The following is a 23089-nucleotide window of genomic DNA, read 5'->3' as shown; positions in this document are numbered from 1 at the left end:
TTCGTAAAAAAAGCGCGGCGACTGATACATCAGCCGCCGCGCTTGGTTTCCGCTGTAGTCAGCAGATGAGCTTAGAAATTCCGCTCGCCTACTTCACGCTTGCCGAGCATCACGGCACCTACCATGGCTACTAAGAACAATACCGAGGCCAGTTCGAAGGGTAGCAGGAAGTCCGTGTAGAGCTTAAGGCCTAGTTGGTCTACCATGCCGATTTGAGAGTTGAAGGCGGTACCTGTTACTCCAACAGGATGCACGTCTTTCAGCGCGGCTACCAGAATGAGTAGGAGGGAGCCGCCGGCTACGGCCGCAGCAATCTTGGCCAGGGCCGGCTTGTGCGGCTCGGTGTCCACGTTCAGGTTCAGGAACATAATCACGAACAGGAACAGCACCATAATGGCACCAGCGTACACGATGATGTTCACGGCCGCCAGAAACTGCGCGTTCAGCAGCAGGTAGTGCCCTGATAGTGAAAAGAACGTCAGAATCAGGAACAGCACACTGTGTACCGGGTTTTTGGCAAACACCACACCCAGCGCACTCAGCAGCGCCACAAACGACAGGAAGAGAAAAAGAGGAGACATGGAGGAAACTAGTGCTAAATGCTAGAAAGCTAGTTCCCCTCCTTAGAAAGGAGGGGCTAGGGGTGGTTGATTGGTTGCACCATTACGGGAGTACACTATTCAACCTCAGCAACGGGCAACCACCCCGCCCTTCGGGCACCCCTCCTTGAAAAAAGGAGGGGAATTGACGTGCTACTATGCTTGCTGGAGCTTACCGCGCAGCGTGTCGGCTTGCTCCGGCGTGAGCTGGATACCGCGCACGGAACGCTCGTCCGGCGACACGGGCTCTACCAGCCGGTCTTTGCCGTACACAAACTCGTCCCGCTCGTAGCGTGGAGGCGCAATTTTGTCGGGTTGCAAATACACAGCAGCCTTCGGGCACGCCTCTTCGCAGAGGCCGCAGAAGATGCAGCGCAGCATGTTGATTTCGTAGCTGATGGCGTACTTCTCCTCCCGGTAGAGGCCTTCTTCGCCTTTCTTCCGCTCACCGGCTACCATGGTAATGGCTTCGGCGGGGCAGGCCACGGCGCAGAGGCCGCAGGCGGTGCACCGCTCCCGGCCCTGCTCGTCGCGCTTGAGCACGTGCAGGCCCCGGAAAATGGGAGCGAAGGGACGTACTTCCTCGGGGTAGCGCACGGTGGCCTTCTTCATGAAGAAGTGGCGCATTGTGATGCTCAGGCCCTGGAAGATGGCCGGCAGGTACGCCCGCTCGGCTAGCGTCATCGGCTTCTTCTCTAGTTTCTTGGCTCGGTTGGTGAGTTGCATATAGTCAGTTACGAAAACTGTCGGGTGTCATACTGAGCGAAGGCGCAGCCGTAGTCGAAGTATCTCTACCGCAGTAGTAATCAAATTACTTTGGCGACGAAGCGGTAGAGATGCTTCGGCAAGCTCAGCATGACAACGAGTAGTTAAAGGTACTTAAATCACGCCGGCCAGGATAAGGCCGCCGGTGAGCAGGATGTTGAATACGGCCAGCGGAATCAGAATAGTCCAGCCCAAGCGCATTAATTGGTCGTAGCGGAAGCGCGGGAGAGTCCAGCGGATCCACATGAAGAAGAAGATGAAGGCAAAGATCTTTAGGAACAGGCCCACCGTACCCAGCAGGGTAATCAGGTTCTGAGCCGAAGCCAATTCCCAACCCTGACTGTTCACGAACCAGTCGCGCAGCTCATACTGGAAGGGGAAGTTGAAGCCGCCGAAGTACAGCACGCTCATCACGGCCGATACCACGAAGATGTTCACGTACTCCGAGAACAGGTACAAGCCCAGCTTCATCGACGAATACTCGGTGTGGTAGCCACCTACCAGCTCCGTTTCGCACTCGGGCAAGTCGAAGGGCGTACGGTTTGTTTCAGCGAAGGCGCATACCAGGAAGATGATGAAGCCCAGCGGCTGTTTCACGATGTTCCAAGTGTGCCACTCACCAGCTACCGACTGCTGCAGCGTGATTTCGCGCAGACTCAGGGTGCCCGAAATCATCAGCACGGCAATCAGGGCCATACCCATGGCTAGCTCGTAGCTGATGTTCTGCGAAGCCGCCCGGATAGCACCCAGCAGAGAGAATTTGTTGTTGGAAGCCCAACCCCCAATCATCACGCCATACACGCCCAGCGACACCACGCCGAACACCCACAGCATGCCAATGTTTACCTCAATGCCCTGCAGGAAGAAGGCGTTGTTGCCGAAGCTCATGTTGTTGCCGAACGGAATTACCGCCGACGACATCAGGGCCGTAATCATGGCTAGGCAAGGGCCGAATACGAACAGCGCCTTGTTGGCACCGCCAGGGAAAAACTCTTCCTTGGTGAACATCTTCACAGCATCAGCCAAGGGCTGCAACAAGCCGTAGGGGCCGGCACGGTCGGGGCCCACGCGGTCCTGCAGGAATGCGGCAATTACGCGTTCCGCGTAGGTGCAGTACGTCGCAATGAGCAGCGAAAGCGCAAATACGACGAAGATGACAATGGATTGCCAGCCTAGTGCGGGTAGTTCAATCATTGGAGAGGTGAAGAGCTATAGAAAATGCTGTCATCCTGAGCGGAGTGAAGGACCTACTCACGTTAGCACAAAGCGTGACAACGATGGTCGTTCTGGCGTGATAAGGTCCTTCGCTCCGCTCAGGATGACAGGACCTTGTAACATCAGTTACCTAATTTCAGCGGCGGGTTTTGCTGCAAGTCGCGGGTGGTGCTTTCGGGCAAATCGGCTACTACCGACTGGTTCAGCACGGGCAGCTCATAGTGGTTGGCCGAAATTACCGAAGAACGGTCGATGTGGGCCGGGCCCTCGATGGTCCAGTCCGACGTTTCCTTCTTCTCGAAGCGGCACTCGTTGCAGATCCACTCTTTCACCTCGCCGTACTGGTCCTTGCGGGCCGTAGTGCGCAGCACGTCCTTGCCCTTGTACCAGAGCACTACGTTGCCGGAGCACTTGGGGCAGTCACGGTGCGCATTCACCGGCTTGGTAAACCACACGCGCGACTTGAAGCGGAACGTTTTATCGGTAAGGGCGCCTACCGGGCACACGTCGATGACGTTGCCCGAAAAGTCGTTGTCGATGATGTTCTCGATGTAAGTGCCGATTTCAGCGGCGTCGCCGCGGCCCAGTACGCCGTGTACCCGGTCGCCTTTGGCAATCTGGTCGGCGGTGAACACGCAACGGTAGCACAGGATGCAGCGCGTCATGTGCAACTGAATCAACGGCCCGATGTCGATTTTCTCGAAGGTGCGGCGCTCTTCCTGGTAGCGGGTGGTGCTCACGCCGTGTTCGAAGGCGAAGTTCTGCAGGTCACACTCGCCGGCCTGGTCGCACACGGGGCAGTCCAGGGGGTGGTTGATGAGCAGCATCTCCACTATACCCTTGCGCACGTTCAGCACTTGTTCGTTAGTGGTATTTTCCACCACCATGCCATCCTGTACTGGCGTCACGCACGAGGCCACTAGCTTGGGCATAGGGCGCGGGTCCTTGGCTGAGCCAGCTGCTACGCGCACGAGGCAGGCGCGGCACTTGCCACCCGAGCCTTTCAGCGGGGTGTAGTAGCACATGGCCGGGGGCACGATGCTGCCACCAATCTGGCGGGCCGCATTCAGGATAGTGGTTCCGTCCGGAACTTCTACCTCAACGCCATCAAAGGTTATTTTAGCCATTATCAATTGAAGTCGTTAGTTCGACTCTCATACAAAACTACTGTCATGCTGAGCTTGCCGAAGCATCTCTACCGAAGGTAATCTAATGGTCTTGCGAAACGGTAGAGATGCTTCGGCAAGCTCAGCATGACGTTCTGAGGTTAAACCAGAACTGCTTTGCCGGGGAATACGGCACCGGGCTGGGCGGCTTGTTTGGCGTGGGTCACATGCCACTCAAATTCGTCGCGGAAGTGACGCACGGCGGCGGCAACGGGCCAGGCGGCGGCTTCACCGAGGGGGCAAATGGTGTTGCCTTCGATTTGCTTCGCCACGCTTACCAGCAGGTCGATGTCCTCCATGTGGCCGTGGCCGTGCTCCAAGCGGTGCAATACCTTTTCCATCCAGCCCGTACCCTCACGGCAAGGCGAGCATTGCCCGCATGACTCGTGGTGGTAGAAGCGCGAGAAATTCCAGGTATTGCGCACAATGCAGGTGGTTTCGTCCATGGCAATGAAGCCACCGGAACCCAGCATGGTACCCGTCACGAAACCCCCGTCGCTGAGCGACTCGTAGGTCATCAGGCGGTCTTCGCCAGCGGCGGTTTTCAAGATGAGCTCCTTGGGCAGAATTGGCACCGAGGAGCCACCGGCTACTACTGCCTTCAGGTCGCGACCTTTCCAGATGCCGCCGCAGTACTCATCGGAGTAGATGAATTCTTCAACAGGCAAACCCAACTCAATTTCGTAGATGCCGGGTTTGTTGAGGTGGCCGCAAGCCGAAAACAGCTTGGTGCCGGTGCTCCGGCCCACGCCAATCTTAGCGTATTCGTCGCCGCCGTCGTTCACAATCACTGGCACGGCAGCAATGGACTCCACGTTGTTGACTACCGTGGGGCGGGCGTAGAGGCCCTGCACAGCCGGGAATGGGGGCTTGTTGCGCGGGTTACCACGCTTGCCTTCCAATGATTCCAGCAAAGCCGTTTCCTCGCCACAGATGTAGGCACCGCCACCGGGGTGCACGTGCAAGTCCAGGTCGTAGCCCGAGCCGAGGATGTTCTTGCCTAGGAAACCAGCCGCGTATGCTTCGGCAATGGCCTTTTCTAGGATGCGCAACACGTACAACAACTCCCCACGAATGTAGATGTAGGAAGTGTTAGCGCCAAGCGCGTAGGAACTCGTAATCATGCCCTCGATGAGCAAATGGGGCAGTTTCGACATCAGTTGCCGGTCCTTGAAGGTGCCCGGCTCCGATTCATCGGCGTTGCACACGAGGTAGCGTGGCACACCCTCGGGCTTGGCCAGGAAGCTCCACTTCATACCAGTGGGGAAGCCCGCGCCGCCGCGGCCGCGCAGGCCCGACTTCTTCACTTCTTCCACCACCTCGTCGGGGGTCATCGTCTTGATGGCCTTCTCCACCGAGCGGTAGCCGCCGTGTTTGCGGTACACCTCGAAGGTATCGATGCCTTCAACATTAATATGTTCGGTCAGCAGTTTGCGTCCCATAGGTTCAGAGCTGAAAGACGTTAGTTGTTGGCCAGTGCGTTCGGTAGGCCGGTTTCTTCCCACGGCAGAGCGGGGCGGTGCACCTGGTTGCGTAGCTCAGAAAGCATGGTATCCACGGCCTCCGGGGTGTCAAGCTGCTCGTAGTATTTCTCGCGCACCTGCACCACGGGAGCGAAGCCACAAGCCGCCAGGCACTCTACTTCCTTCAGCGTAAACAGACCATCAGCGGAAGCCGAACCGCCCACTTTGGCGCCGGTGATGCGCTCCAGGTGGGCCGTCAGCTCATCGGAGCCGCGCAACATGCAGGGGCCCGTGCGGCAGATTTCCAGCACGTGCTTGCCTACCGGCTTCAGATTGAACATGGTGTAGAAGGAGGAAACCTCGTATACCTCAATCGGCTTGATGCCCAGCGTTTCGGCTACCAAGTCCTGCACCTCGGGGCTTACCCAACCGCCAAATTCGGCCTGGGCAATGTGCAGCACCGGCAGCAGCGCCGATTTGCGACGCTCGTCGGGGTAGTGGGTCAGCAGACGCTTGATTTCAGCCTGCGCGGCTTCGGAAAATTGCGGCTTGACGGCAGTCGTCTCCATATCAGTCAAATTCAGCAAAAAACTACGCGTCCAGCTCCCCGGCAATTACGTTCATCGACGACAGCGTCACGATGGCGTCGGAGAGGGTCTGGCCCACTACCATTTCGGTATAGGCCTGGTAGTAGATGAAGCAAGGGCGGCGGAAATGCAGGCGGTAGGGCGTGCGGCCCCCATCGGAAACAAGGTAGAAGCCCAGCTCCCCGTTGCCACCTTCTACCGAGTGGTAGACCTCGCCCACGGGGGCCTCAATCTCACCCATCACAATTTTGAAGTGATAGATGAGGGCTTCCATGTTCTTGTACACCGCTTGCTTGGGAGGCAAATAATAGTGTGGCGCGTCGGCGTGGTAGGGGCCTTCGGGCAGGTTTTCCAGCGCTTGGTTGATGATGCGCAGGCTCTGCCAGATTTCCTCGTTGCGCACCATAAACCGGTCGTAGGTGTCGCCCTTGGTGCCAATCGGAATTTCGAAGTCGAAATCCTGGTAGCTGGAGTAGGGGTTCATCACCCGCACGTCGTAGTCGACGCCGGCGGCACGCAGGTTGGGGCCGGTAAAGCCGTAGTTTAGAGCCCGCTCGGCGGAAATGCCGCCCACGTCCACCACCCGATCCATGAAGATGCGGTTGCGGTTGAACATCTTCTCGAACTCCTGCATCACGGCCGGGAAACTTTTCAGCCAGGCCCGTAGCTTTTGCAAAGCTACCGGCGTGAAGTCCCGCTCCATACCGCCCACGCGACCCATGTTAGTGGTCAGACGGGCACCGCTTACCTCCTCGTAGATTTCGTAGATCTTCTCCCGCTCATCCATCAGGTAGAGGAAGCCGGTGAAGGCACCCGTATCAACCCCCAAAATGCCGTTACAAATCAGGTGGTCGGAAATGCGGGCCAGCTCCATCAGAATCACGCGCATGTACTGGGCGCGCTTGGGCACTTCCACGCCCAACAGCTTCTCCACCGTCATGTGCCAGCCCATGTTGTTGATGGGCGACGAACAGTAGTTCATCCGGTCCGTGAGGGGCGTAATCTGGTAGAAGGGCCGCCGCTCGGCAATCTTCTCGAAAGCCCGGTGGATGTAGCCGATGGTGGGCACCCCCGAAATAATCCGTTCCCCATCCATCTGCAGAATGTTCTGGAAGATGCCGTGGGTAGCGGGGTGGGTGGGGCCCAGGTTCAGCGTAGTCAGCTCCTGGTTAAAGTCGTTCACAGTAGGGGCCAGCGGATTAATCCGGGCCTGCTGCTCACGCGCTTCTTCGATAATCTTATGGGTGCCTTCCAGCGTGTCGTTTACTGCCATGATATGCGTATCAGGGGCCTAGCGGCCGAAGAAAAGGTCGGTTTTATCTTCGCGGGTGCCGTCTTCCAGGGCGTACTCCTTGCGCATGGGGTGGTAGTCCATGTCTTCCACATTCAGAATGCGGATGAGGTTGGGGTGGCCGGGGAAAATGATGCCGTAGAAGTCGAACGCCTCACGCTCCATCCAGTTAGCGGTGGAGTAGAGGTCGGTCAGAGTAGGTACTACCGGATCGGCAATGGGGAAGAAAATCTTCAGCCGCAACCGGATGTTCTGGGTGAGGCTGTGCAAATGGTACACCATGCCCAACTCCTGACCTTCCCGCTCGGGGAAGTGCATGCCGCACATGGTGGTCAGGAAATTGAGCTGCAATTCCTGGTCCTGCTGCAAACCAGCCACGATGTCGTGAATCCGCTCCCGGGTGGTGGTGGCGGTAAGCAGGCCGTAGGGCTCCTCCACATCCGTGAAAGTGTCCTCACCAAATAAGCGGTGCAGCAACGCCAGCAGTTGCGCGTTTTTCTGCGCGGCCGGGTCTTTGGCAGCCGCTTCTTCCTGGGCCGGAATGGATTCGTTCTGGTCAGCCATTTCTTGTTGAGAAGCTAGGAGACAGAAGTCAGGAGATAGAAGCCGGGGAGACGCAGAATAAATTCTAGCTCCTGACTTCTAGCTCCTCACTCCTTACTTAATGTTATAAGACGCCAGCAGGGCCTGATACTCGGGCGAGTTGCGGCGGCGGAGGGATTCGTTTTTGGCCAAGTCCTGAATGCGCATCAGGCCGTCGAGCACCTGCTCGGGGCGGGGTGGGCAGCCGGGGATGTACACGTCCACCGGAATAATCCGGTCGATGCCTTGGAGTACCGAGTAGGTATCGAAAATACCGCCGGAGCAGGCGCAGGCACCCATGGCCAGCACCCAGCGGGGCTCGGCCATCTGCTCGTATACCTGCTTTACAATGGGGGCCATTTTCTTGGCAATGGTGCCCATCACCATCAGCAGGTCAGCCTGCCGGGGCGAGAAGGAAGGGCGTTCCGAGCCGAAGCGGGAAATATCGTAGCGCGAGCCCATGGTAGCCATGAACTCGATGCCGCAGCAAGAGGTAGCAAAAGGCAGAGGCCAGAGCGAGTTGGCGCGGGCAATGCCCACTACTTTCTCCAGCGAGGTAGCGAAGAAGCCAGCTCCTTCCATGCCCTCGGGGGCATCTACCATTTTAATTTCAGGAACTCTAGTATCCATGAGAGAAGGTCAGGTTAGGAAGCGGAGAATATCCACTTGAAAGCAACACCGGGCTGGGCCCAAAGGTTGCTGCTAACGGCTTTCATTCCAGCGTAAAACGCCTTTTTTGATGACGTACGCGAAGCCCGCCATCAGCAGAGCCAGGAACACAATCATCTGGTAGAAGCCGGTGCTGCCGAGGGCGCGGAAGTTCACGGCCCAGGGGTACATGAAAATCACCTCTACATCAAACAGCACGAATAGGATGGCCGTGAGGAAGTATTTCACCGAAATCGGGGTGCGGGCGTTGCCCACCGACTCGATGCCGCACTCAAAGGCCTCATCCTTCACCACGCTCTTGCGGCGTGGGCCCACCAAGTGGGAAACCACCATGGCGAAGGCCACGAAGGCAATGGCCAATACGAACTGCACGACAATTGGCAGAAAGTCAGCGGGTTGATAATTAGTCGGAACGGCGAGAAGCATAGGCTGCGACAGGGTAAAGCCGTGTAAATACGGCATGGAAGGCAAAGGTACCACGAAATGCGGGCGGAACAAACGCGAAATCAGCCTGCAAGGGAAAGGCGTATATTTGGTTAGAATATCAGCCCCCTCGCCATGGAACCAGTATTCACGACACCTCGCCGCTACACAGTAGAAGAGTATTTTGCGCTGGAAGAGGTATCGGAGCAACGGCACCTGTACTACCGGGGCGAAATCTTCGCTATGTCGGGGGGGCTTGGGATACACAATCTCACGGTGTTGAACTGCGTGATGAGTCTGCGCAATGCGTTGCGTGGCAAAGGCTGCCGGGTATATGCGGAGAACATCCGGCTGGCCGTATGCGAGGGAGAATTGTACACGTATCCGGATGTGATGGTCACCTGCCACCCTGACGACTCACCCAATAAAATAATGATGCACCACCCAGCCCTCATTATTGAGGTGCTGTCGCCGGGCACGGAAAGCCACGACCGAATCTGGAAATTCAGCCGCTATACGCAGCTGGCTTCGTTGCAACACTATCTGCTGGTATCGGCCGATAAGTGGCTGGTGGAGTGGTACCGGCGGGAGCCGTCAGGCGTGTGGTCGTTCACGCCGTTGGCCGGGCAAGATGAAGCAGTGAAGATTCCGGAACTGGGCATTACGCTGCTACTGGCGGAACTGTATACGGAGCTGGACATTCAGCCGGGATGGGATAAGCCACGCGGCAACTAACCGACGACCACACATGGAACAGGACAAATTACCCGTTCAGTATACTGTAGAAGAATACCTGACGCTGGAAGAAAACTCGGAAATCCGCCACGAATTTTACCAGGGCGAGATTTTTGCCATGTCGGGGGTTTCGTTGCCGCACAACCGCATCATTGGTAATGGCTACCGGGCACTAGGTGACCGACTGAATCCGGCACAGTGCGAAGTATTTCTGGACGGTGCCCAGTTGAAAGTAGATGCCACCTGTTTCCTCTATCCCGACCTGACTATCTCCTGCCACCCCGACGACCTCGCCGCCGACCGTATTCTGGCGCACCCCAGTGTGGTCTTTGAAGTGCTTTCCCCCAGCAGTGCCGATTACGACCGCACCAGCAAGCTGCGGCTGTATCAGCAGCTCCCCAGTCTGCGCCATTACGCGCTGGTGCGTCAGGATTATTGCTGGGTTGAGTGTCTCACGCGGCAGCCGGAGTTGGCGGGAACGGAAAATGAGTGGACGTTGCAGGTCTATGACAAGCTCACCGACGAGTTACACTTGTCGGCTTTATCCATTCGGGTGCCGCTAACCGAGTTGTACGCCCGCGTGAAGCTGGAACAGCCACCGCAGATACGCCTCCGCTGATAGCTAAAAACGCCGCCCCGGTTTCCCGGGGCGGCGTTTTTGTGCTGGCAGTGCGAATAGTCCGTAAAACGGCACTTCGTGCTACAGCCCCTTATCCTTGTTCAGGTCCTCAGCGGGAGCGGAACCCAGGAAGGGGTAGCGGTAATCCGTAACCGGCACGAAGGTTTCCTTGATGGCGCGGGGCGACACCCAGCGCAGCAGGTTCAGCAGGGAGCCGGCCTTGTCGTTGGTGCCGGAGGCGCGGGCGCCGCCGAAAGGCTGTTGGCCCACTACCGCGCCGGTGGGCTTGTCGTTGATGTAGAAGTTGCCGGCGGCGTGGACCAGCTTTTTGGAAGCATGGTCGATGGCGTAGCGGTCCTGGGAGAAGATGGCACCGGTGAGGGCGTAGGGGGAAGTTGTATCCACCAGCGTCAGGACATCGTCGAACTTGTCGGCATCGTAGATGTGCACGGTGAGTACGGGGCCGAACAGCTCCTCGCACATGGTCACGTACTTAGGGTCCTTGGTTACAATAACCGTGGGCTCAATGAAGTAGCCTTTTGACTTGTCGTAGTTGCCGCCGGCCACAATTTCGGCGTTCGGGTCAGCCTTGGCACCATCGATGTACTTGGCCAGCTTGTCGAAGCTCCGCTCGTCGATAACGGCGTTGATGAAATTCGAGAAGTTCTCGACGTCGCCCATTTTAAAGGAGGATAAGTCTTCCTTCACGTAACCCAGAATTTCGTCGGCCAGGTTGGAAGGCAGGTACACGCGCGAAGCGGCTGAGCACTTCTGGCCCTGGTACTCAAACGCGCCCCGGCTCATGCCTACAGCCACTGCCTTGGCGTGGGCCGAAGGGTGAGCCAGAATGAAGTCCTTGCCACCGGTTTCGCCCACGATGCGCGGGTAGCTCTTGTATTTGTGAATGTTCTGGCCGATGGTTTTCCAGATGTTCTGGAACACGCCCGTGGAGCCAGTAAAGTGGATGCCGGCAAAATCGGGGTGGGAGAAGATAACGTCGCCGGCCGTGGGGCCGTCCACGTACACCAGGTTGATTACGCCATCGGGTACGCCGGCTTCCTTGAACAACTCCATCAGCACCTGGGCCGAATAGATTTGCGTGTAAGCGGGCTTCCACACCACTACGTTGCCCATCATGGCCACCGAGGCGGGCAGGTTGGCGGCAATGGAGGTGAAGTTGAAGGGCGTGAGGGCAAATACAAAACCTTCCAGCGGGCGGTGCTCTAAGCGGTTCCACATACCGGGCAGGCTCTCGGGCTGCTGCTGGTAGATCTGGTGCATGAACTGCACGTTGAAGCGGAAAAAGTCGATCAGCTCGCAGGCCGCGTCAATTTCAGCCTGGAAGGCGTTCTTGCTCTGGCCCAACATCGTGGCCGCGTTGATACGGGCTCGGTAAGGGCCGGCCAGCAAGTCGGCGGCTTTCAGGAAAATGGCGGCGCGGTGCTCCCAGGGCATTTCGGCCCACAGCGGGCGGGCAGCCAAGGCGGCATCAATAGCCTGGCTGACGTGACTGGCGTCGCCCTCATGAAACTGACCCAGTACGTGCTGGTGGTCGTGGGGCGGGGTAATGGTATGCGTTTTGCCGGTGCGCACTTCCTGGCCGCCAATGTGCATCGGAATGTCGCGCTGCTGCTGCTTCAGCTCCTTAATGGTTTTGAGCAGCTCGGTGCGCTCGGGGGAGTTGGGCGCGTAGCCTTTTACCGGCTCATTGATGGGAGCAGGAACGTTGAAAAAGCCGTTGGCCATAAGTATTGCTGGGTTTGGGTGCTAGGATGGTAGAAGAGGTGGAGGCAAAGGTAGAGCGAAATGCCGGATGTGGGCCGTACGCCGAGGTTTGCCGCACTGTTCCCACATCAAGGCAAACTGGGTGCTCGTTCAGGCCGCTTGCACCGGCTCCAGTACGGCCGGCTCATTGTGGGCCGGGGAGTTTACCATCTTGCTAATCACATATTCCTGCATCAGCTCCGCCGGATAGGGGTGCAGTAGCTGCTGATGCTCCTGCACAGAAAGGCCATCATCTAACCAGGCTCGTTCCGCTGCCCGGCTTTCCAGAATAACCGGCATCCGGTGGTGCAAGGGGGCCATCAGGGCGTTGGGCTCAGTGGTAACAATGGTGAACGTAGGCAGCACTTCCCCCGTGGCCCGGTCTATCCACTCATCCCAAAGACCAGCAAAGGCGTAGGGCGCCGTTGATTTCAGCAGGATGCGGTGGGGCGTTTTGGGAGGCAGGCCGTGGGCTTCCTTCTGCTGCCACTCGTAGAAGCTGTCGGCCAGCACCAGGCAGCGGCGGCGCTGAAGCAGCTGCCGGAAGGAAGGCTTCTCGGAGAGGGTTTCGGCGCGGGCGTTGATGGGCTGGGGCCCGGAGGTGCGGTCTTTCACCCAGGCTGGTACCAGCCCCCACTGCAGGAGCTGAATCTGACCGGGAGCCGTATTGGTGATGACCGGCAGGTGTTGAGAAGGGGCCGCATTGTAAGTAGGAGCAACCGGCTCGGCAAACGTGGCATCAAACCGGTCTTCCACCAGACCCGGTGGAGCAATAAACGTGTAACGGCCGCACATAAGTCAAAGCGTGAATAGGCGTAAATACTGCGTTTACGCTTGCTGTTGTGCGGTGTTCTGTGGAGCTTGTTGTAAATGTCTGATAGATAGAACTAATGATTACGGTAGATATCCTGTCCGGCGACGCTTGTACCAAGCCATATTGGCGTGCAGACCCGACAAGAAAAATAGTAGTGACCCAATTGAAAGCACAATTATTTCGCCACTAAAACTCCGTTCAGATGCTAACAGCGGCTTCCTTGCTTGATTTCCAGCGTAACGGACAGATACTATACTACCTACAGTCAGTTTCTTGAAAGCACTCTGATTGGTAAGTATGCGGGCAATCCTGACGTGCTCCTGCGGGAGGACATACCTTATCACGACCTCGTAGGTGCTGCTTTTGCCCGAGCCAATTGGCCCTGGTAACGCGTGCACTATTGCAGTAGCAGGAGTTCCATGCAAAGTGCGCCAGCGCTGAGCTGCCAGCCACAATACACTTAACAAAAAAGCGGCTCCGATAATCGGTTGTACCCATGCTCTAAGCCAGAAGCTGAAGCTAGACTCATGTGCCATCAGTAGAGCGAGTTGGCCTTCACTTACAACCGCCCCAGTAGCTGCCGTACCTGCCACTCCAGGTCGGCCAGGGAGCCGGAGTTGTGGATGGTGAAATCGAAGTTGGGGTAGTGGTCGAGGGCAGTTTCGCTCAGGTGCTCATCGTCGCGGGTGCCGTCGCCGCGCTGGTGGAGCGGGTCGCCCTCTACGCGCACCATCAGGCCGCCCCGGCGGCGGATCAGGTCGGCCTCGTTGGGGAAGCGCACATCCGGAATCAGGGTGTGCTGCTCAGTGGGTAGTTGGGAAAAGAAGGCCTGCACCCAAATATCGGGCTCCCACTGGCGTAGGGCCAGGCCCACCTGCTGGAGCATTTCGCCCCGGGTGCGCTCGAAAGCGGGGAGCTTCTCGGCTTTGCCCTGCTGGGAAAAATACGGAGCGGTACCCTCGCCGGCCAGGGCGGCGCATACGGCCTTGATAGGCTCCCCCACGGAGCGGATGCGCCAGCATTGCTGGGGTTGTAACTGCTGTATCAGCCGGGCAGCCGTGTCTTTGCCACTGCCGCGCCGGCCCGAGAATCCAAGTAAGCGAATCATGCGGCAAAGGTAGGCTGTAACTTGCGACCTTATTCCCCTGCTTTCCTTATGGCTCTTTCGTCTGCTGCTTCACGCCTAACGTTCCGCCCCGAGTTAGACGGAATACGTGCCATTGGGGTGATACTGGTAGTTGCTCAGCATTGGGTGCCACTGCCGCTGCCCTTGGGTGAAGCTAGTCTCACCACCTTTTTTGTCCTGAGCGGCTACCTTATTACGGGAATCATATGGCACCAGCGGGCGGTAGTGGAAGCGGGGTTGATGAGTAGGGGCCGGGCGCTGTTACTGTTCTACTGTCGCCGAGCACTGCGCATTCTGCCGGCCTACTATTTCACCTTATTTATCAGCTTTCTGCTCTCATTAGAGAGTGTTCAGCAACACTTACTTTGGTATACCCTACACGTATCTAACATTCTGTTTTATCAAACTCAGCACTGGGGAGAAGGGGCCGGCCACTTCTGGTCGTTGGCAGTGGAGGAACAGTTTTATTGCTTATGGCCCTTGCTGCTGTTTTTCTGGCCGTGGCGCAAGCTCGAGGGCTGGCTGCTGGCGGCTCTTATTCTAGGTGCTTTTGTTTTCCGGCCGGTGTGGGTCAGGAGCGCCCCCCTTCCATTCGCGTTTACCCTGATGCCGGCCAACATGGATGCCTTTGCCGGCGGCGGCTTACTGCGTCTGATAGAGAATCGTCTGCCCAAACGGTGGCCAGGCTACGGCTACATTGCGGCTGTGGGCTGGAGCATCTGGTTTGGCATTTGCCTCACGCGGGTTGTCACCCAGGCCGACTGGGAATATACCTTCCTGGTAGTAGGGCTGGGGGCCGCCGCTATTGGGGCTGTAGGCTTGATTGGTTGGGTTCTCAATACGCCGTACCGCCTAACCCAGCTTATCCTACTGCATCCGTTAGTACAATGGATTGGCACGCGTAGCTACGGCCTCTACCTGTACCATCTGCTGCTGGTGGTGGTATATCAGCGGGCCGTATACCGGCTGTTTCCGGCGGGCAGCAGTACCGAGGCCTGGCGTATCTATTGGATGTCGCCGTGGCGCATGGCTCTGGTGCTTATGCCTGTATTAGTGCTTATGGCCTGGGCCTCGTGGCGCTTTCTAGAGCTTCCCTTTAACGCCATGAAGCGCTTCTTTCTTTATGAGAAAAACCCGCCCGCTGTTAAAATAGATTCTTGATTATCAGTGCTTGATTGGCTGATTAGGAAGCTGCGCCTGTTTTCAAATAACTACCTGGGTTTTTGTAGGCCCTGCGCCTCCGATGGAGCATACCGGCGCCTTGCCGCCAGCATCAGGCCGGAGGTGGTCTACAAAATCTCCTTCAGCTCGCTCAGGCAGCTGATTTCGTAGGTAATCTGGTTGAAGTGGCGACGCTTGCTGGGGTTAAAGTACACCTGGTCGAGGCCGGCGTTGTAAGCCCCCAGCACGTCGCACTCCAGGTTGTCGCCAATCATAATGCTTTCCTGAGCCGTGGCACCGGTACGCTCCAGCGCGTGCTCGTAAATGCGGGTATCGGGCTTGAGGTGGCCGCAACACTCGGAGGTTACAATTTCCTGAAAGTAGCCCGTGAGGTTGGAGGCATTGAGCTTCACGTACTGAATATCCCGGAAGCCATTGGTAATCAGATGCAAGTGGTAGCCTTTGTCGCGCAGGTAATCCAGCACCTCGTAGGTGTAAGGAAACACCGCCTTTTTCTGGGGCAGAATATCCGTGAACTGCTCCGAAATACCGGCCGGCGAGTCTTCCTCCCGCAGGCCCAGCTGCGTGAAGGTGCGCGGGAAACGGGTGGCGCGCAGCTGCTGCTGCGTGATTTTGCCTCCCTGATACAGCCGCCACAGGCCGTGGTTGATGTCGGAATACTCCTTGATGAATTTATCTGCCGACACCCCGTGCCGACTGATGTTGTGCTCCGCAAACAAATGGCGCAGAGTTTCGTCGGCGTTGGTTTCAAAATCCCAGAGCGTATGGTCAAGGTCGAAGAAGAGGTGACGGTATTTCACTGGTAATGCGTGAGGAGGTGATGGGGTAAATGGGGAAACTATACAGAGCGTCATGCAGAAGCGCAGCCGAAGCATCTCGCGTACCGAGGTTGCAGTGGCAATCCACCTATTACCCGCTTCGTAGCCCAGGGTGTACACCCTGGGCAAGTGAGGTCGGACAACGTCAGCACGCAAGATTCCTCGCAGGCTCGGAATGACGTTCCGGGTAATTCAATCAATGCGCAGCCGCTCAACTACCCGGCCTTCACCCAAATGCTCCTGCACAATTTCGGCGGCGTCTTTGGGCTTCACGTTGCCATAGGTGGTGCCTTCCGGATGCACAACGAGGGCCGCGCCGGGGCCTTTTTTGCACTGTTTACACAGGTCAAGGCAGTTGCAGGTCTGAACCCTGACTTTGTGTTTCTCGCCGCCCGTAAACAGTTTTTTCAGGCCCCGTTTTTTGAGCTCTATCTTAAGGGCCCGGGCCACTTCTTTGCCCACCTCGTCCTTCTGGGCACTACATACAAACAGGCGAACTACGGAATCGGCAGATTTCACGGGGGCGGTAGGGGTTAGGGTTGGCCGGTCCAGCGGCGGTTTTGCAGCTTATACGCGGCCAATTCCCGGTTCGACCAGAGCGTCTGGTAAATCTTCTGGTCGTGTTGCAGCTGGGGGTCCCGCTCCATGTAGCCGAGCAGCTGGTGCAGAAAGTCCTGGGCCTCGTCCTTGATAAAGTAAAACACCCAGTTATCCAGCCGCCGAAAATTCACCAAACCCGCATTTTTCAGGTACGATAATTGGCGGGAAGTCTTGGTCTGGCTGAAATCCAGCACCTGTTCCAGGTCGGAGATGCACATTTCCTGGTTGCGCCAGAGCAGATGCAGGATGCGCACCCGCGAGTCGTCGCCCAGGGCTTTGAAGAGTTGCTGGCCGAATGCAACGGTAAAGTGTTTCAGACGCATCTAGAGGGAAATGCAAAAAGGGCGGCTCCACCGGAGCGCAGGCCCGAATTTATACACAAACCCATCAGCGGCCCCTGAAAGTGCCGTATCTTTGGTAACTCGTAACCCCTTGTATGTCTGTTGTGGCCCGATTTCGTTTCCTGATATTTCCTGCCGTAGTGGGCGTGCTGCTGGCCGTATTGCTGCTGGCACCCGGCCGGGCGCGGGCCCAGGGGCAGCGCCGGGTGGTGCAGTTCAGCGGCATTGTAGCCTCCGGCGACTCCCTGCTGGGCGTGCCGGGCGCGGCTATCTTCGTGCCCAAGGCGGGGCGTGGTACGGCCAGCAACCCCTACGGCTATTTTTCTCTGCCCGTGCTGGCCGGTGATAGTATTGTTATCCGCAGCCTGGGCTACCGCAACCAGTACGTTATCATTCCCGAGGATTATCAGCGCCAGAGCTACTCCGTTATTGTATCGTTGCAGGAAGATGCCACGGTGCTGCCGGAGGTGCGCATCTTCCCATACGCCACCGAGCGGGCCTTCAAAGAAGCCTTCCTGGCCATGAAAGCGCCCTCGGAGGCCGACCGCACGCCGGCCGACAAGCTCAACGAGAAGGTGATGCGCCGCATGTTCAATACCTTGCCGGTAACCAGCATGGGCAATTACCGCCAAACCATGCAGGCCCAGCAAAACGACCAGCAGCGCCGCATGGGTTTCGGGGCTACTCCCGCCACCAACAACCCGCTGCTCAACCCCTTCAGCTGGCTACAGCTTATCAATCAGGTGAAAAGCGGGGAGTTCAAAAAGAAGGAAGGCGTAGATTACTAAGTTGAGCCCTCATGGCGAGGCTGCAAGCCATGGTAATGTATCCTGCACTAAGTCTGAATTCTTAGGAAGCACAATGCCCCTGGTGCCAACGCGGCTGCCGGGGGCTTTGTGCTTCTTTGGGGCTTGGCACCTTGGCAACGACGGACTGGCGTGGCTTGGGGCCTCACACCTACAGCCCACCTATTCGCCGCTGCAACCCGCTAGGCGTTCAACCATTCACGCGCATATTCAGTAAAGCAGGTGTTTGACCTTTGCCCTGCTTGCTATGGATACCAACTTACCGCGTACCTCCCAGCCCCGAATTGTGATTATTGGCTGTGGCTTTGCCGGCCTGCGCCTGGCCAAAGACCTGGCCGATGCACCCGTGCAGGTGGTGGTGGTTGACCGCAACAACTACCACAACTTTCAGCCCCTGCTGTATCAGGTAGCCACTGGCGCCCTGGAAGCCGACAGTATTGCCTACCCCATCCGTAAAATCTTTGCGGGCCAGTCCAATTTTTTCTACCGCATGGCCGATGTGCAGCGCGTAGATACGGCTACCAACACGCTTGCCACTACCATCGGCGACATTCGCTACGACCATCTGGTGGTGGCAACCGGCTCGCTCACCAACTTTTTTGGCCTCACCAGCATTGAGCAGAACGCCATGCAAATCAAGAGCGTGCCCAACGCCCTGAATCTGCGCAGCTATTTGTTCCAGAACTTTGAAAAAGCCATCCTCACTGAAGACCCGGCCCGGCGGCAGGCCCTGATGAACGTGGTGGTGGTGGGCGGCGGCCCCACGGGCGTGGAAATTTGCGGCTCCCTGGCTGAGATGCGCAAGGATGTGCTGCCCAAAGACTACCCCGAGCTAGACCTGAAACAGATGGAAATCTACCTGGTGGAGTCGGGCGGGGAGGTGCTAGGGCCCATGAGCAAGGACTCGCAGGTGCAGGCCAAGCGCTACCTAGAGGAAATGGGCATCCACGTACGGCTCAATACCCAGGCCAAACATTTCGAAGACGGTAAGCTCTACTACTCCGACACCGAGTTCATCCGGACGGAAAACCTGATTTGGGCGGCCGGCGTGAACGGGGCGGCCCTAGATGGCCTGCCCGAAGCCGCCGTGGCCCGCAACAAGCGCGTGAACGTGGACACCGTAAACCGGGTGTTGGGCTTTCAGAACGTGTACGCCATCGGCGACGTGGCCAACATGGCAACCGACGAAATGCCCCGTGGCTACCCTATGCTGGCCCCCGTGGCCATCCAGCAGGCCGAGCAGCTAGCCGACAACTTCAAGCGGCTGTTGCGCGGTGAAACCCTCAAGCCTTTCCAGTACACCAATAAAGGTAGTATGGCCATTGTGGGCCGCAACCGCGCCGTAGTGGACCTGCCCGGCAACAAGCACTTCGGCGGCTTCTTCGGCTGGCTGACCTGGTTGTTCGTGCATTTGATGACGCTGGTGGGCTTCCGTAACAAGGTGGTCACGCTAGTGGGCTGGGCTATCAGCTACTTCAGTTCCGATAAAGCTCTGCGCCTCATTATCCGCCCCTATAAACGCTCCGATTTTAAGGATGGCAAAGGCAAAACCAAGGCCGAGCTACAGTCTCAGACGCCCCAATACAACCCCTCCGTACCCGCTCCTGACGCGCCGGTAGTGGGTGGGTAGCTCCGGGAAATTATCTGGCTAAAAAAGCCCCCTGTTATTCAAGCAGGGGGCTTTTTCGCTATGGTGTCACGGAAAACGTGCTGTACCTTATGTGTAGTCCGTTGTGCTTAGGGGCTCAGCAGACAAAGTAGGCCGCTACGCGCATCAGGTGTTCCCGGATGTTACGTGTTTGCGTTGCGGCTGAACCTGGGCGCTAACGCTGGCAGCCTACGTTTTCTACCACTAATTGCGGTACATCAAACCCTTGGTAAATAGCTAGGCAAGGCTGCGGAGCAGCCTCGGCCTCTGTGGGTGAGCGTAGCTGAAAGGTCAGTTCAGTGCCGGCAGCCGTGTTGGCGGGCAAAGCAGAGTGAGTACCAACCACATGGTAGTAGATGGTGCCACCATAGGTAATTGTCTTGCCCAGCGATAGGTCGCCGCTGGTGAGTTGAATAAGTGTACCATTACAGCTTAGGCCTACTACGCGGCCCTTGGTGCAGTTGCTGTGGATGGTTGTAGAATCCGCGTTGTCGCAGCCGCCAAGAGTGCCGAGCAGTAAGGCGCCGAGGGCTAAGGGTACTAGATTTCGCATGTGAGCCTGCTTTATAGGGTTGTGCCCGCACGAGACCCGGCCGAGCCATAAAGTTGCACCTGCCAGGGTGGCTACACTGCCGGCTGCAATACCATCAACAACTCCCGCACCTGCGCCGTGAGCAGGGCTTCATCGGAGGTGTCCAGCAGGCGAGCGTCAATACCAACGCAGGTAGCACCGGCCGCTTTCCATTCCTGCAGGCTGGCAGTAGTGGGCTGGATGCCGCCCGTAACCATGAGGGGTACCTGGGGCATCGGCCCGCGCAGAATGCTGAGGTAGGCGGGCGTGAGGTAGGCCGAGGGAAACAGCTTCACCAGCGTAGCGCCCAGGCGGTGAGCTTCGTATACTTCGTTTAGGGTTTGGGCTCCCGGTAGCCAGGCCAAATCGTGGCTGCGGCAAATGGCGGCTACGTCGGGGCTGGTGACGGGCTGAATGACGAAGTCGGCCCCGGCTTCAATGAAGCGGCCCGCTTCCTCCGCCGTGAAAATGGTGCCCGCGCCCAGCAGCAAGTCGGGGTATTCGGCCTCCACAAAGCGTTGCAGCCGCCCAAAAATTTCCGGGGCCTGGGGGCCTCGGTTGGTAAACTCAAACAGCCGGACGCCGGCTTCATAGCAGGCGGCCAGTACGGTGCGGGCGTACTCCTCCTGGGCGTGGTAGAAAACCGGAATCAGCGGGTGCTGTTGCGCCTGTTCCAGGGCATGAGCCGCAGTAAATCGAGCCATTGGGTTGGTTGTCGGTTGGTAGTTGTCGGTTATCAGTACGTAGTCCAGCAAAAGAAGGAACTGACAACCGGCACCTACCAACCAACTACTAAATAGCAAACTCGCTCAGCGCCCGGTATACGTCGTACACGTTTTTGTCGCCCCGGAAGGTTTTGCTGATGGGCTCGGTCTGCCCGCGCACCCAGATTTTCAGCTCCGCGTCGAGGTCGAAGTGGCCGGTGGTTTCCATCGAAAACCGCTCGATGCTGCGGTAGGGCAAGCTTAGGTACTCGCGCTTTTTGCCCGTTACGCCCTGTTTATCAATCAGAATCAGGCGTTTGGTGGTGAACACCATCAGGTCGCGCAGCACGGCGTAAGCGTTGCGCACCTGCTCACCAGGGGAGAGGAGCTGCTGCAGCTCCAGCTGCATGTCCTGCGCATCGGTTTCGGAAGCATTGCCCAGCAGGCCGTCAAGAAGTCCCATAGCAAAAAGAATGGAGTGGAAGAATGGTTCAAGCTACTAAGAAACGCGGAGCCGGTAGCGGAAGAGCTTGTCAATCAGAATCAGGCGGTGCAGGGTGGGCTGTCAGGGCACCCCGCACCGCCTGATTTGGCCGGGAATGTACACCGGAGCAGCTATTACCAGCAGTTGCGCTTATACTGAGCCAGTTAATACAGCTGTATTCAGTACCTTAAGCTGCTGGCCGCCAGGGCTGTTGAGCAAGCGTCCGGCTAGTATAGGGCCGCGTCGGCCGGGCGTTGCCTTTCTGATTCTCTATTCATTCGTAGTCGTATCCATGAGCCAACTTCCCGCCTCGCCTTCCCGGCGCGAATTTATCAAGCAGAGTGCCGCTGCCGCCGCTACCTTCATGATTGTGCCGCGCTTCGTGTTGGGGGGCAAGGGCTACACCGCCCCCAGCGACCAGCTGGTGGTGGCTGGGGTAGGGGTAGGGGGTAAGGGGGAAAGTGACATAGCCGCATTTGCCAAAACCGGCAAGGTGCGCATCGGCTACCTCTGCGACGTAGACGACCGGCGGGCCGCCCGCTCGGTGCAGGCATTTCCCCAGGCCAAGTACTACAAGGACTGGCGGCAGCTGCTGGATAAAGAAGCCAAGAATTTTGATGCCGTATCGGTATCGACGCCCGACCACAACCACGCGCCGGTTACGCTGGCGGCCATGCAGCTGGGTAAGCACGTATACGTGCAAAAGCCGCTCACCCACGACATCTACGAGGCGCGCGCCCTCACCGAAGCGGCCAAACGCTACCGCGTGGTCACCCAAATGGGCAACCAGGGAGCCTCCGGCGACGGGGTGCGCCAGCTGCAGGAGTGGTACGACGACAACGTGATTGGCAACGTGCACACGGTGTACTGCTGGACCGACCGGCCCGTGTGGCCCCAGGGCATTGTCTGGCCAGCCGCCGCTGCGGCCGTACCCCCGGAGCTGGACTGGGACCTGTGGCTGGGCACGGCTCCTTCCCGGCCCTACGTGGATAAGCTGGTACCCTTTAACTGGCGCGGCTGGTGGGAGTACGGCACCGGCGCCCTTGGCGACATGGGCTGCCACTTGCTGGAAGCGCCCTTCCGGGTGCTGGGCCTGCAGTACGCCAGTGCCGTGCAGGCCAGCGTAGGCAGCGTGTACGTGGATGAGTTTAAGCGCGGCTATTTCCCGGAAAGCTGCCCGCCCTCCAGCCACGTTATCCTAACCTTTCCCAAAACCGCCAAAACCAAGCAGGAAATAACGGTGCATTGGATGGACGGGGGCATTCAGCCGGAGCGTCCGGACGAGCTGGGCCCCAACGAGTTATTCGGCGACGGGGGCAACGGCATCCTGTTCATTGGGAAGAAGGGCAAGATGATGGCCAGCACCTACGCCGCCGAGCCCCGCCTGCTGCCCACCGCCCGCACCCAGGAAGTGCGCACCAAGCCTACTCTGGCCCGGGTGCCGGGCGGGGCCGAGGGGCATTACGCCCAGTGGGTAGATGCCTGCCTGGCCGGCTACGGCAACCACTACCTCAGCTCCCCTTTTGAGGTGGCCGGCCCGCTCACCGAGGCGCTGCTCATGGCCAACCTGGCCATTCGGGGCTACGACGTGCAGCGGCCCAGAGCCACCGGTTCGGGCTTCGACTATCCCGGCCGCGGCATTGAGTTGCTCTGGGACCCCCAGCAACTACGGGTAACCAACTTCGAGGAAGTTAACCGCTTTGTGAAGCGCGACTATCGGCCGGGCTGGCAGTAAGCGGGCCAGCCGGTAGCTCAGGCGGTGTCAGCAGCCCTTCGTCTATGATTCTGCGCCCCTCGTCCAGAACCGCTGCTCGCAACCACCCGGCTTTTTGCGCTACTCCGGGTAACCTCGTAATTTTGCTTCTCTCTTCGAAGACATTTGTGTATGGTATTAGCCGATTTATTGGAGTTGGGCTTCCGTGATTCCTCCGAGTGCCCCGAGGCCTGGCAAAACAAAGGGCACGTGGTCTGCCGCAACTTCGGCCGCACCCTGATTAGGAAGTGTTAACAGTCACGCAGCCAGAGTACGGTTGCGGCAAGATGAACAAAGGCCAGAAAATGGGCATCCAACTTGTCATAGCGCGTGGCCACGCGGCGAAACTGCTTGAGGCGGCTAA

25 protein-coding genes and 1 pseudogene are annotated in these 23089 nt (G+C 58.1%); 6 read left to right on the top strand and 20 right to left on the bottom strand.

Annotated features, from left to right (window positions below; genetic code table 11):
• Window positions 1-71 precede the first annotated feature (71 nt).
• The 10 genes from ROI90_RS19305 to ROI90_RS19260 form a co-directional block, all read right to left on the bottom strand.
• Complete coding sequence (locus ROI90_RS19305; protein ID WP_125430241.1) at window positions 72-581, bottom strand: NADH-quinone oxidoreductase subunit J family protein; 510 nt, start codon at window positions 579-581, stop codon at window positions 72-74.
• Window positions 582-755: 174 nt separating this feature from the next.
• On the bottom strand, window positions 756-1325 hold the full coding sequence (locus tag ROI90_RS19300) for a NuoI/complex I 23 kDa subunit family protein (protein WP_315999921.1): 570 nt from the start codon (window positions 1323-1325) through the stop codon (window positions 756-758).
• 153 nt (window positions 1326-1478) lie between these two features.
• Window positions 1479-2555 carry an NADH-quinone oxidoreductase subunit NuoH gene (nuoH, locus tag ROI90_RS19295; protein WP_315999987.1) on the bottom strand — a complete coding sequence of 359 codons (1077 nt, stop codon included), beginning with the start codon at window positions 2553-2555 and terminating at the stop codon, window positions 1479-1481.
• A 146-nt stretch (window positions 2556-2701) separates the two neighbouring features.
• Window positions 2702-3706: a 2Fe-2S iron-sulfur cluster-binding protein gene (locus ROI90_RS19290; RefSeq protein WP_315999920.1), complete on the bottom strand. Its 1005-nt coding sequence runs from the start codon at window positions 3704-3706 to the stop codon at window positions 2702-2704.
• Between the two features lie 140 nt (window positions 3707-3846).
• Window positions 3847-5187: an NADH-quinone oxidoreductase subunit NuoF gene (gene nuoF, locus ROI90_RS19285; protein WP_315999919.1), complete on the bottom strand. Its 1341-nt coding sequence runs from the start codon at window positions 5185-5187 to the stop codon at window positions 3847-3849.
• Window positions 5188-5207: 20 nt separating this feature from the next.
• Entirely contained in the window at window positions 5208-5777 is a 570-nt protein-coding gene (locus ROI90_RS19280; RefSeq protein ID WP_315999918.1) for an NADH-quinone oxidoreductase subunit NuoE family protein, read from the bottom strand.
• 22 nt (window positions 5778-5799) lie between these two features.
• A complete protein-coding gene (locus ROI90_RS19275; RefSeq protein WP_315999917.1) occupies window positions 5800-7068 on the bottom strand; it encodes an NADH-quinone oxidoreductase subunit D in 1269 nt (422 codons plus the stop codon).
• A gap of 18 nt (window positions 7069-7086) precedes the next feature.
• Window positions 7087-7650, bottom strand: coding sequence for an NADH-quinone oxidoreductase subunit C (locus ROI90_RS19270; RefSeq protein WP_315999916.1), 564 nt, complete (start codon window positions 7648-7650; stop codon window positions 7087-7089).
• Window positions 7651-7743: 93 nt separating this feature from the next.
• Window positions 7744-8298: an NADH-quinone oxidoreductase subunit B gene (locus tag ROI90_RS19265; RefSeq protein WP_315999915.1), complete on the bottom strand. Its 555-nt coding sequence runs from the start codon at window positions 8296-8298 to the stop codon at window positions 7744-7746.
• 72 nt (window positions 8299-8370) lie between these two features.
• Complete coding sequence (locus tag ROI90_RS19260; RefSeq protein WP_315999914.1) at window positions 8371-8763, bottom strand: NADH-quinone oxidoreductase subunit A; 393 nt, start codon at window positions 8761-8763, stop codon at window positions 8371-8373.
• Window positions 8764-8895: 132 nt separating this feature from the next.
• Here ROI90_RS19260 and ROI90_RS19255 point away from each other — a divergent pair, with 132 nt between their 5' ends.
• Window positions 8896-9495, top strand: coding sequence for a Uma2 family endonuclease (locus ROI90_RS19255; RefSeq protein WP_315999913.1), 600 nt, complete (start codon window positions 8896-8898; stop codon window positions 9493-9495).
• 13 nt (window positions 9496-9508) lie between these two features.
• A complete protein-coding gene (locus ROI90_RS19250) occupies window positions 9509-10114 on the top strand; it encodes a Uma2 family endonuclease (protein WP_315999912.1) in 606 nt (201 codons plus the stop codon).
• 81 nt (window positions 10115-10195) lie between these two features.
• On the opposite strand, the gene pruA is transcribed toward ROI90_RS19250, so the two are convergent.
• The 3 genes from pruA to ROI90_RS19235 all read right to left on the bottom strand — a co-directional run bounded on the left by pruA (window position 10196) and on the right by ROI90_RS19235 (window position 13800).
• Window positions 10196-11860, bottom strand: a complete 1665-nt coding sequence (gene pruA, locus ROI90_RS19245) for an L-glutamate gamma-semialdehyde dehydrogenase (RefSeq protein ID WP_315999911.1) — start codon at window positions 11858-11860, stop codon at window positions 10196-10198.
• Between the two features lie 129 nt (window positions 11861-11989).
• A complete protein-coding gene (locus ROI90_RS19240) occupies window positions 11990-12673 on the bottom strand; it encodes an SOS response-associated peptidase (RefSeq protein ID WP_315999910.1) in 684 nt (227 codons plus the stop codon).
• Between the two features lie 578 nt (window positions 12674-13251).
• Window positions 13252-13800: a hypothetical protein gene (locus ROI90_RS19235; RefSeq protein WP_315999909.1), complete on the bottom strand. Its 549-nt coding sequence runs from the start codon at window positions 13798-13800 to the stop codon at window positions 13252-13254.
• 48 nt (window positions 13801-13848) lie between these two features.
• Between ROI90_RS19235 and ROI90_RS19230 the strand changes: the two genes are divergently transcribed.
• On the top strand, window positions 13849-14979 hold the full coding sequence (locus tag ROI90_RS19230) for an acyltransferase family protein (protein ID WP_315999908.1): 1131 nt from the start codon (window positions 13849-13851) through the stop codon (window positions 14977-14979).
• A 128-nt stretch (window positions 14980-15107) separates the two neighbouring features.
• On the opposite strand, the gene ROI90_RS19225 is transcribed toward ROI90_RS19230, so the two are convergent.
• The 3 genes from ROI90_RS19225 to ROI90_RS19215 form a co-directional block, all read right to left on the bottom strand.
• Window positions 15108-15800 carry a YjjG family noncanonical pyrimidine nucleotidase gene (locus ROI90_RS19225; RefSeq protein ID WP_315999907.1) on the bottom strand — a complete coding sequence of 231 codons (693 nt, stop codon included), beginning with the start codon at window positions 15798-15800 and terminating at the stop codon, window positions 15108-15110.
• Window positions 15801-16010: 210 nt separating this feature from the next.
• The gene (locus ROI90_RS19220; protein WP_315999906.1) at window positions 16011-16337 is read right to left on the bottom strand and encodes a (2Fe-2S) ferredoxin domain-containing protein; all 327 of its coding nucleotides are present in this window, start codon (window positions 16335-16337) and stop codon (window positions 16011-16013) included.
• A 14-nt stretch (window positions 16338-16351) separates the two neighbouring features.
• A complete protein-coding gene (locus ROI90_RS19215; RefSeq protein ID WP_315999905.1) occupies window positions 16352-16741 on the bottom strand; it encodes an ArsR/SmtB family transcription factor in 390 nt (129 codons plus the stop codon).
• A 113-nt stretch (window positions 16742-16854) separates the two neighbouring features.
• On the opposite strand from ROI90_RS19215, the gene ROI90_RS19210 reads away from it, so the two are divergent.
• Both ROI90_RS19210 and ROI90_RS19205 read left to right on the top strand, forming a co-directional pair.
• Entirely contained in the window at window positions 16855-17547 is a 693-nt protein-coding gene (locus ROI90_RS19210; RefSeq protein WP_315999904.1) for a carboxypeptidase-like regulatory domain-containing protein, read from the top strand.
• 265 nt (window positions 17548-17812) lie between these two features.
• Complete coding sequence (locus ROI90_RS19205) at window positions 17813-19195, top strand: NAD(P)/FAD-dependent oxidoreductase (RefSeq protein WP_315999903.1); 1383 nt, start codon at window positions 17813-17815, stop codon at window positions 19193-19195.
• Between the two features lie 193 nt (window positions 19196-19388).
• On the opposite strand, the gene ROI90_RS19200 is transcribed toward ROI90_RS19205, so the two are convergent.
• The 3 genes from ROI90_RS19200 to ROI90_RS19190 all read right to left on the bottom strand — a co-directional run bounded on the left by ROI90_RS19200 (window position 19389) and on the right by ROI90_RS19190 (window position 20951).
• Window positions 19389-19766, bottom strand: coding sequence for a hypothetical protein (locus tag ROI90_RS19200; RefSeq protein WP_315999902.1), 378 nt, complete (start codon window positions 19764-19766; stop codon window positions 19389-19391).
• Between the two features lie 71 nt (window positions 19767-19837).
• Window positions 19838-20488 carry a beta/alpha barrel domain-containing protein gene (locus ROI90_RS19195; RefSeq protein WP_315999901.1) on the bottom strand — a complete coding sequence of 217 codons (651 nt, stop codon included), beginning with the start codon at window positions 20486-20488 and terminating at the stop codon, window positions 19838-19840.
• 88 nt (window positions 20489-20576) lie between these two features.
• On the bottom strand, window positions 20577-20951 hold the full coding sequence (locus tag ROI90_RS19190; RefSeq protein WP_315999900.1) for a PH domain-containing protein: 375 nt from the start codon (window positions 20949-20951) through the stop codon (window positions 20577-20579).
• Between the two features lie 313 nt (window positions 20952-21264).
• Here ROI90_RS19190 and ROI90_RS19185 point away from each other — a divergent pair, with 313 nt between their 5' ends.
• Entirely contained in the window at window positions 21265-22707 is a 1443-nt protein-coding gene (locus tag ROI90_RS19185) for a Gfo/Idh/MocA family protein (RefSeq protein ID WP_315999899.1), read from the top strand.
• A 269-nt stretch (window positions 22708-22976) separates the two neighbouring features.
• On the opposite strand, the pseudogene ROI90_RS19180 reads toward ROI90_RS19185, so the two are convergent.
• A pseudogene (locus ROI90_RS19180) lies at window positions 22977-23089 on the bottom strand (IS5/IS1182 family transposase); the annotation flags it as partial.

Source organism: Hymenobacter endophyticus (assembly GCF_032464715.1).
Lineage (GTDB): Bacteria > Bacteroidota > Bacteroidia > Cytophagales > Hymenobacteraceae > Hymenobacter > Hymenobacter endophyticus.
Note: the sequence above shows the minus strand (reverse complement) of the source record. Positions and strands in the feature narration are given on the sequence as shown.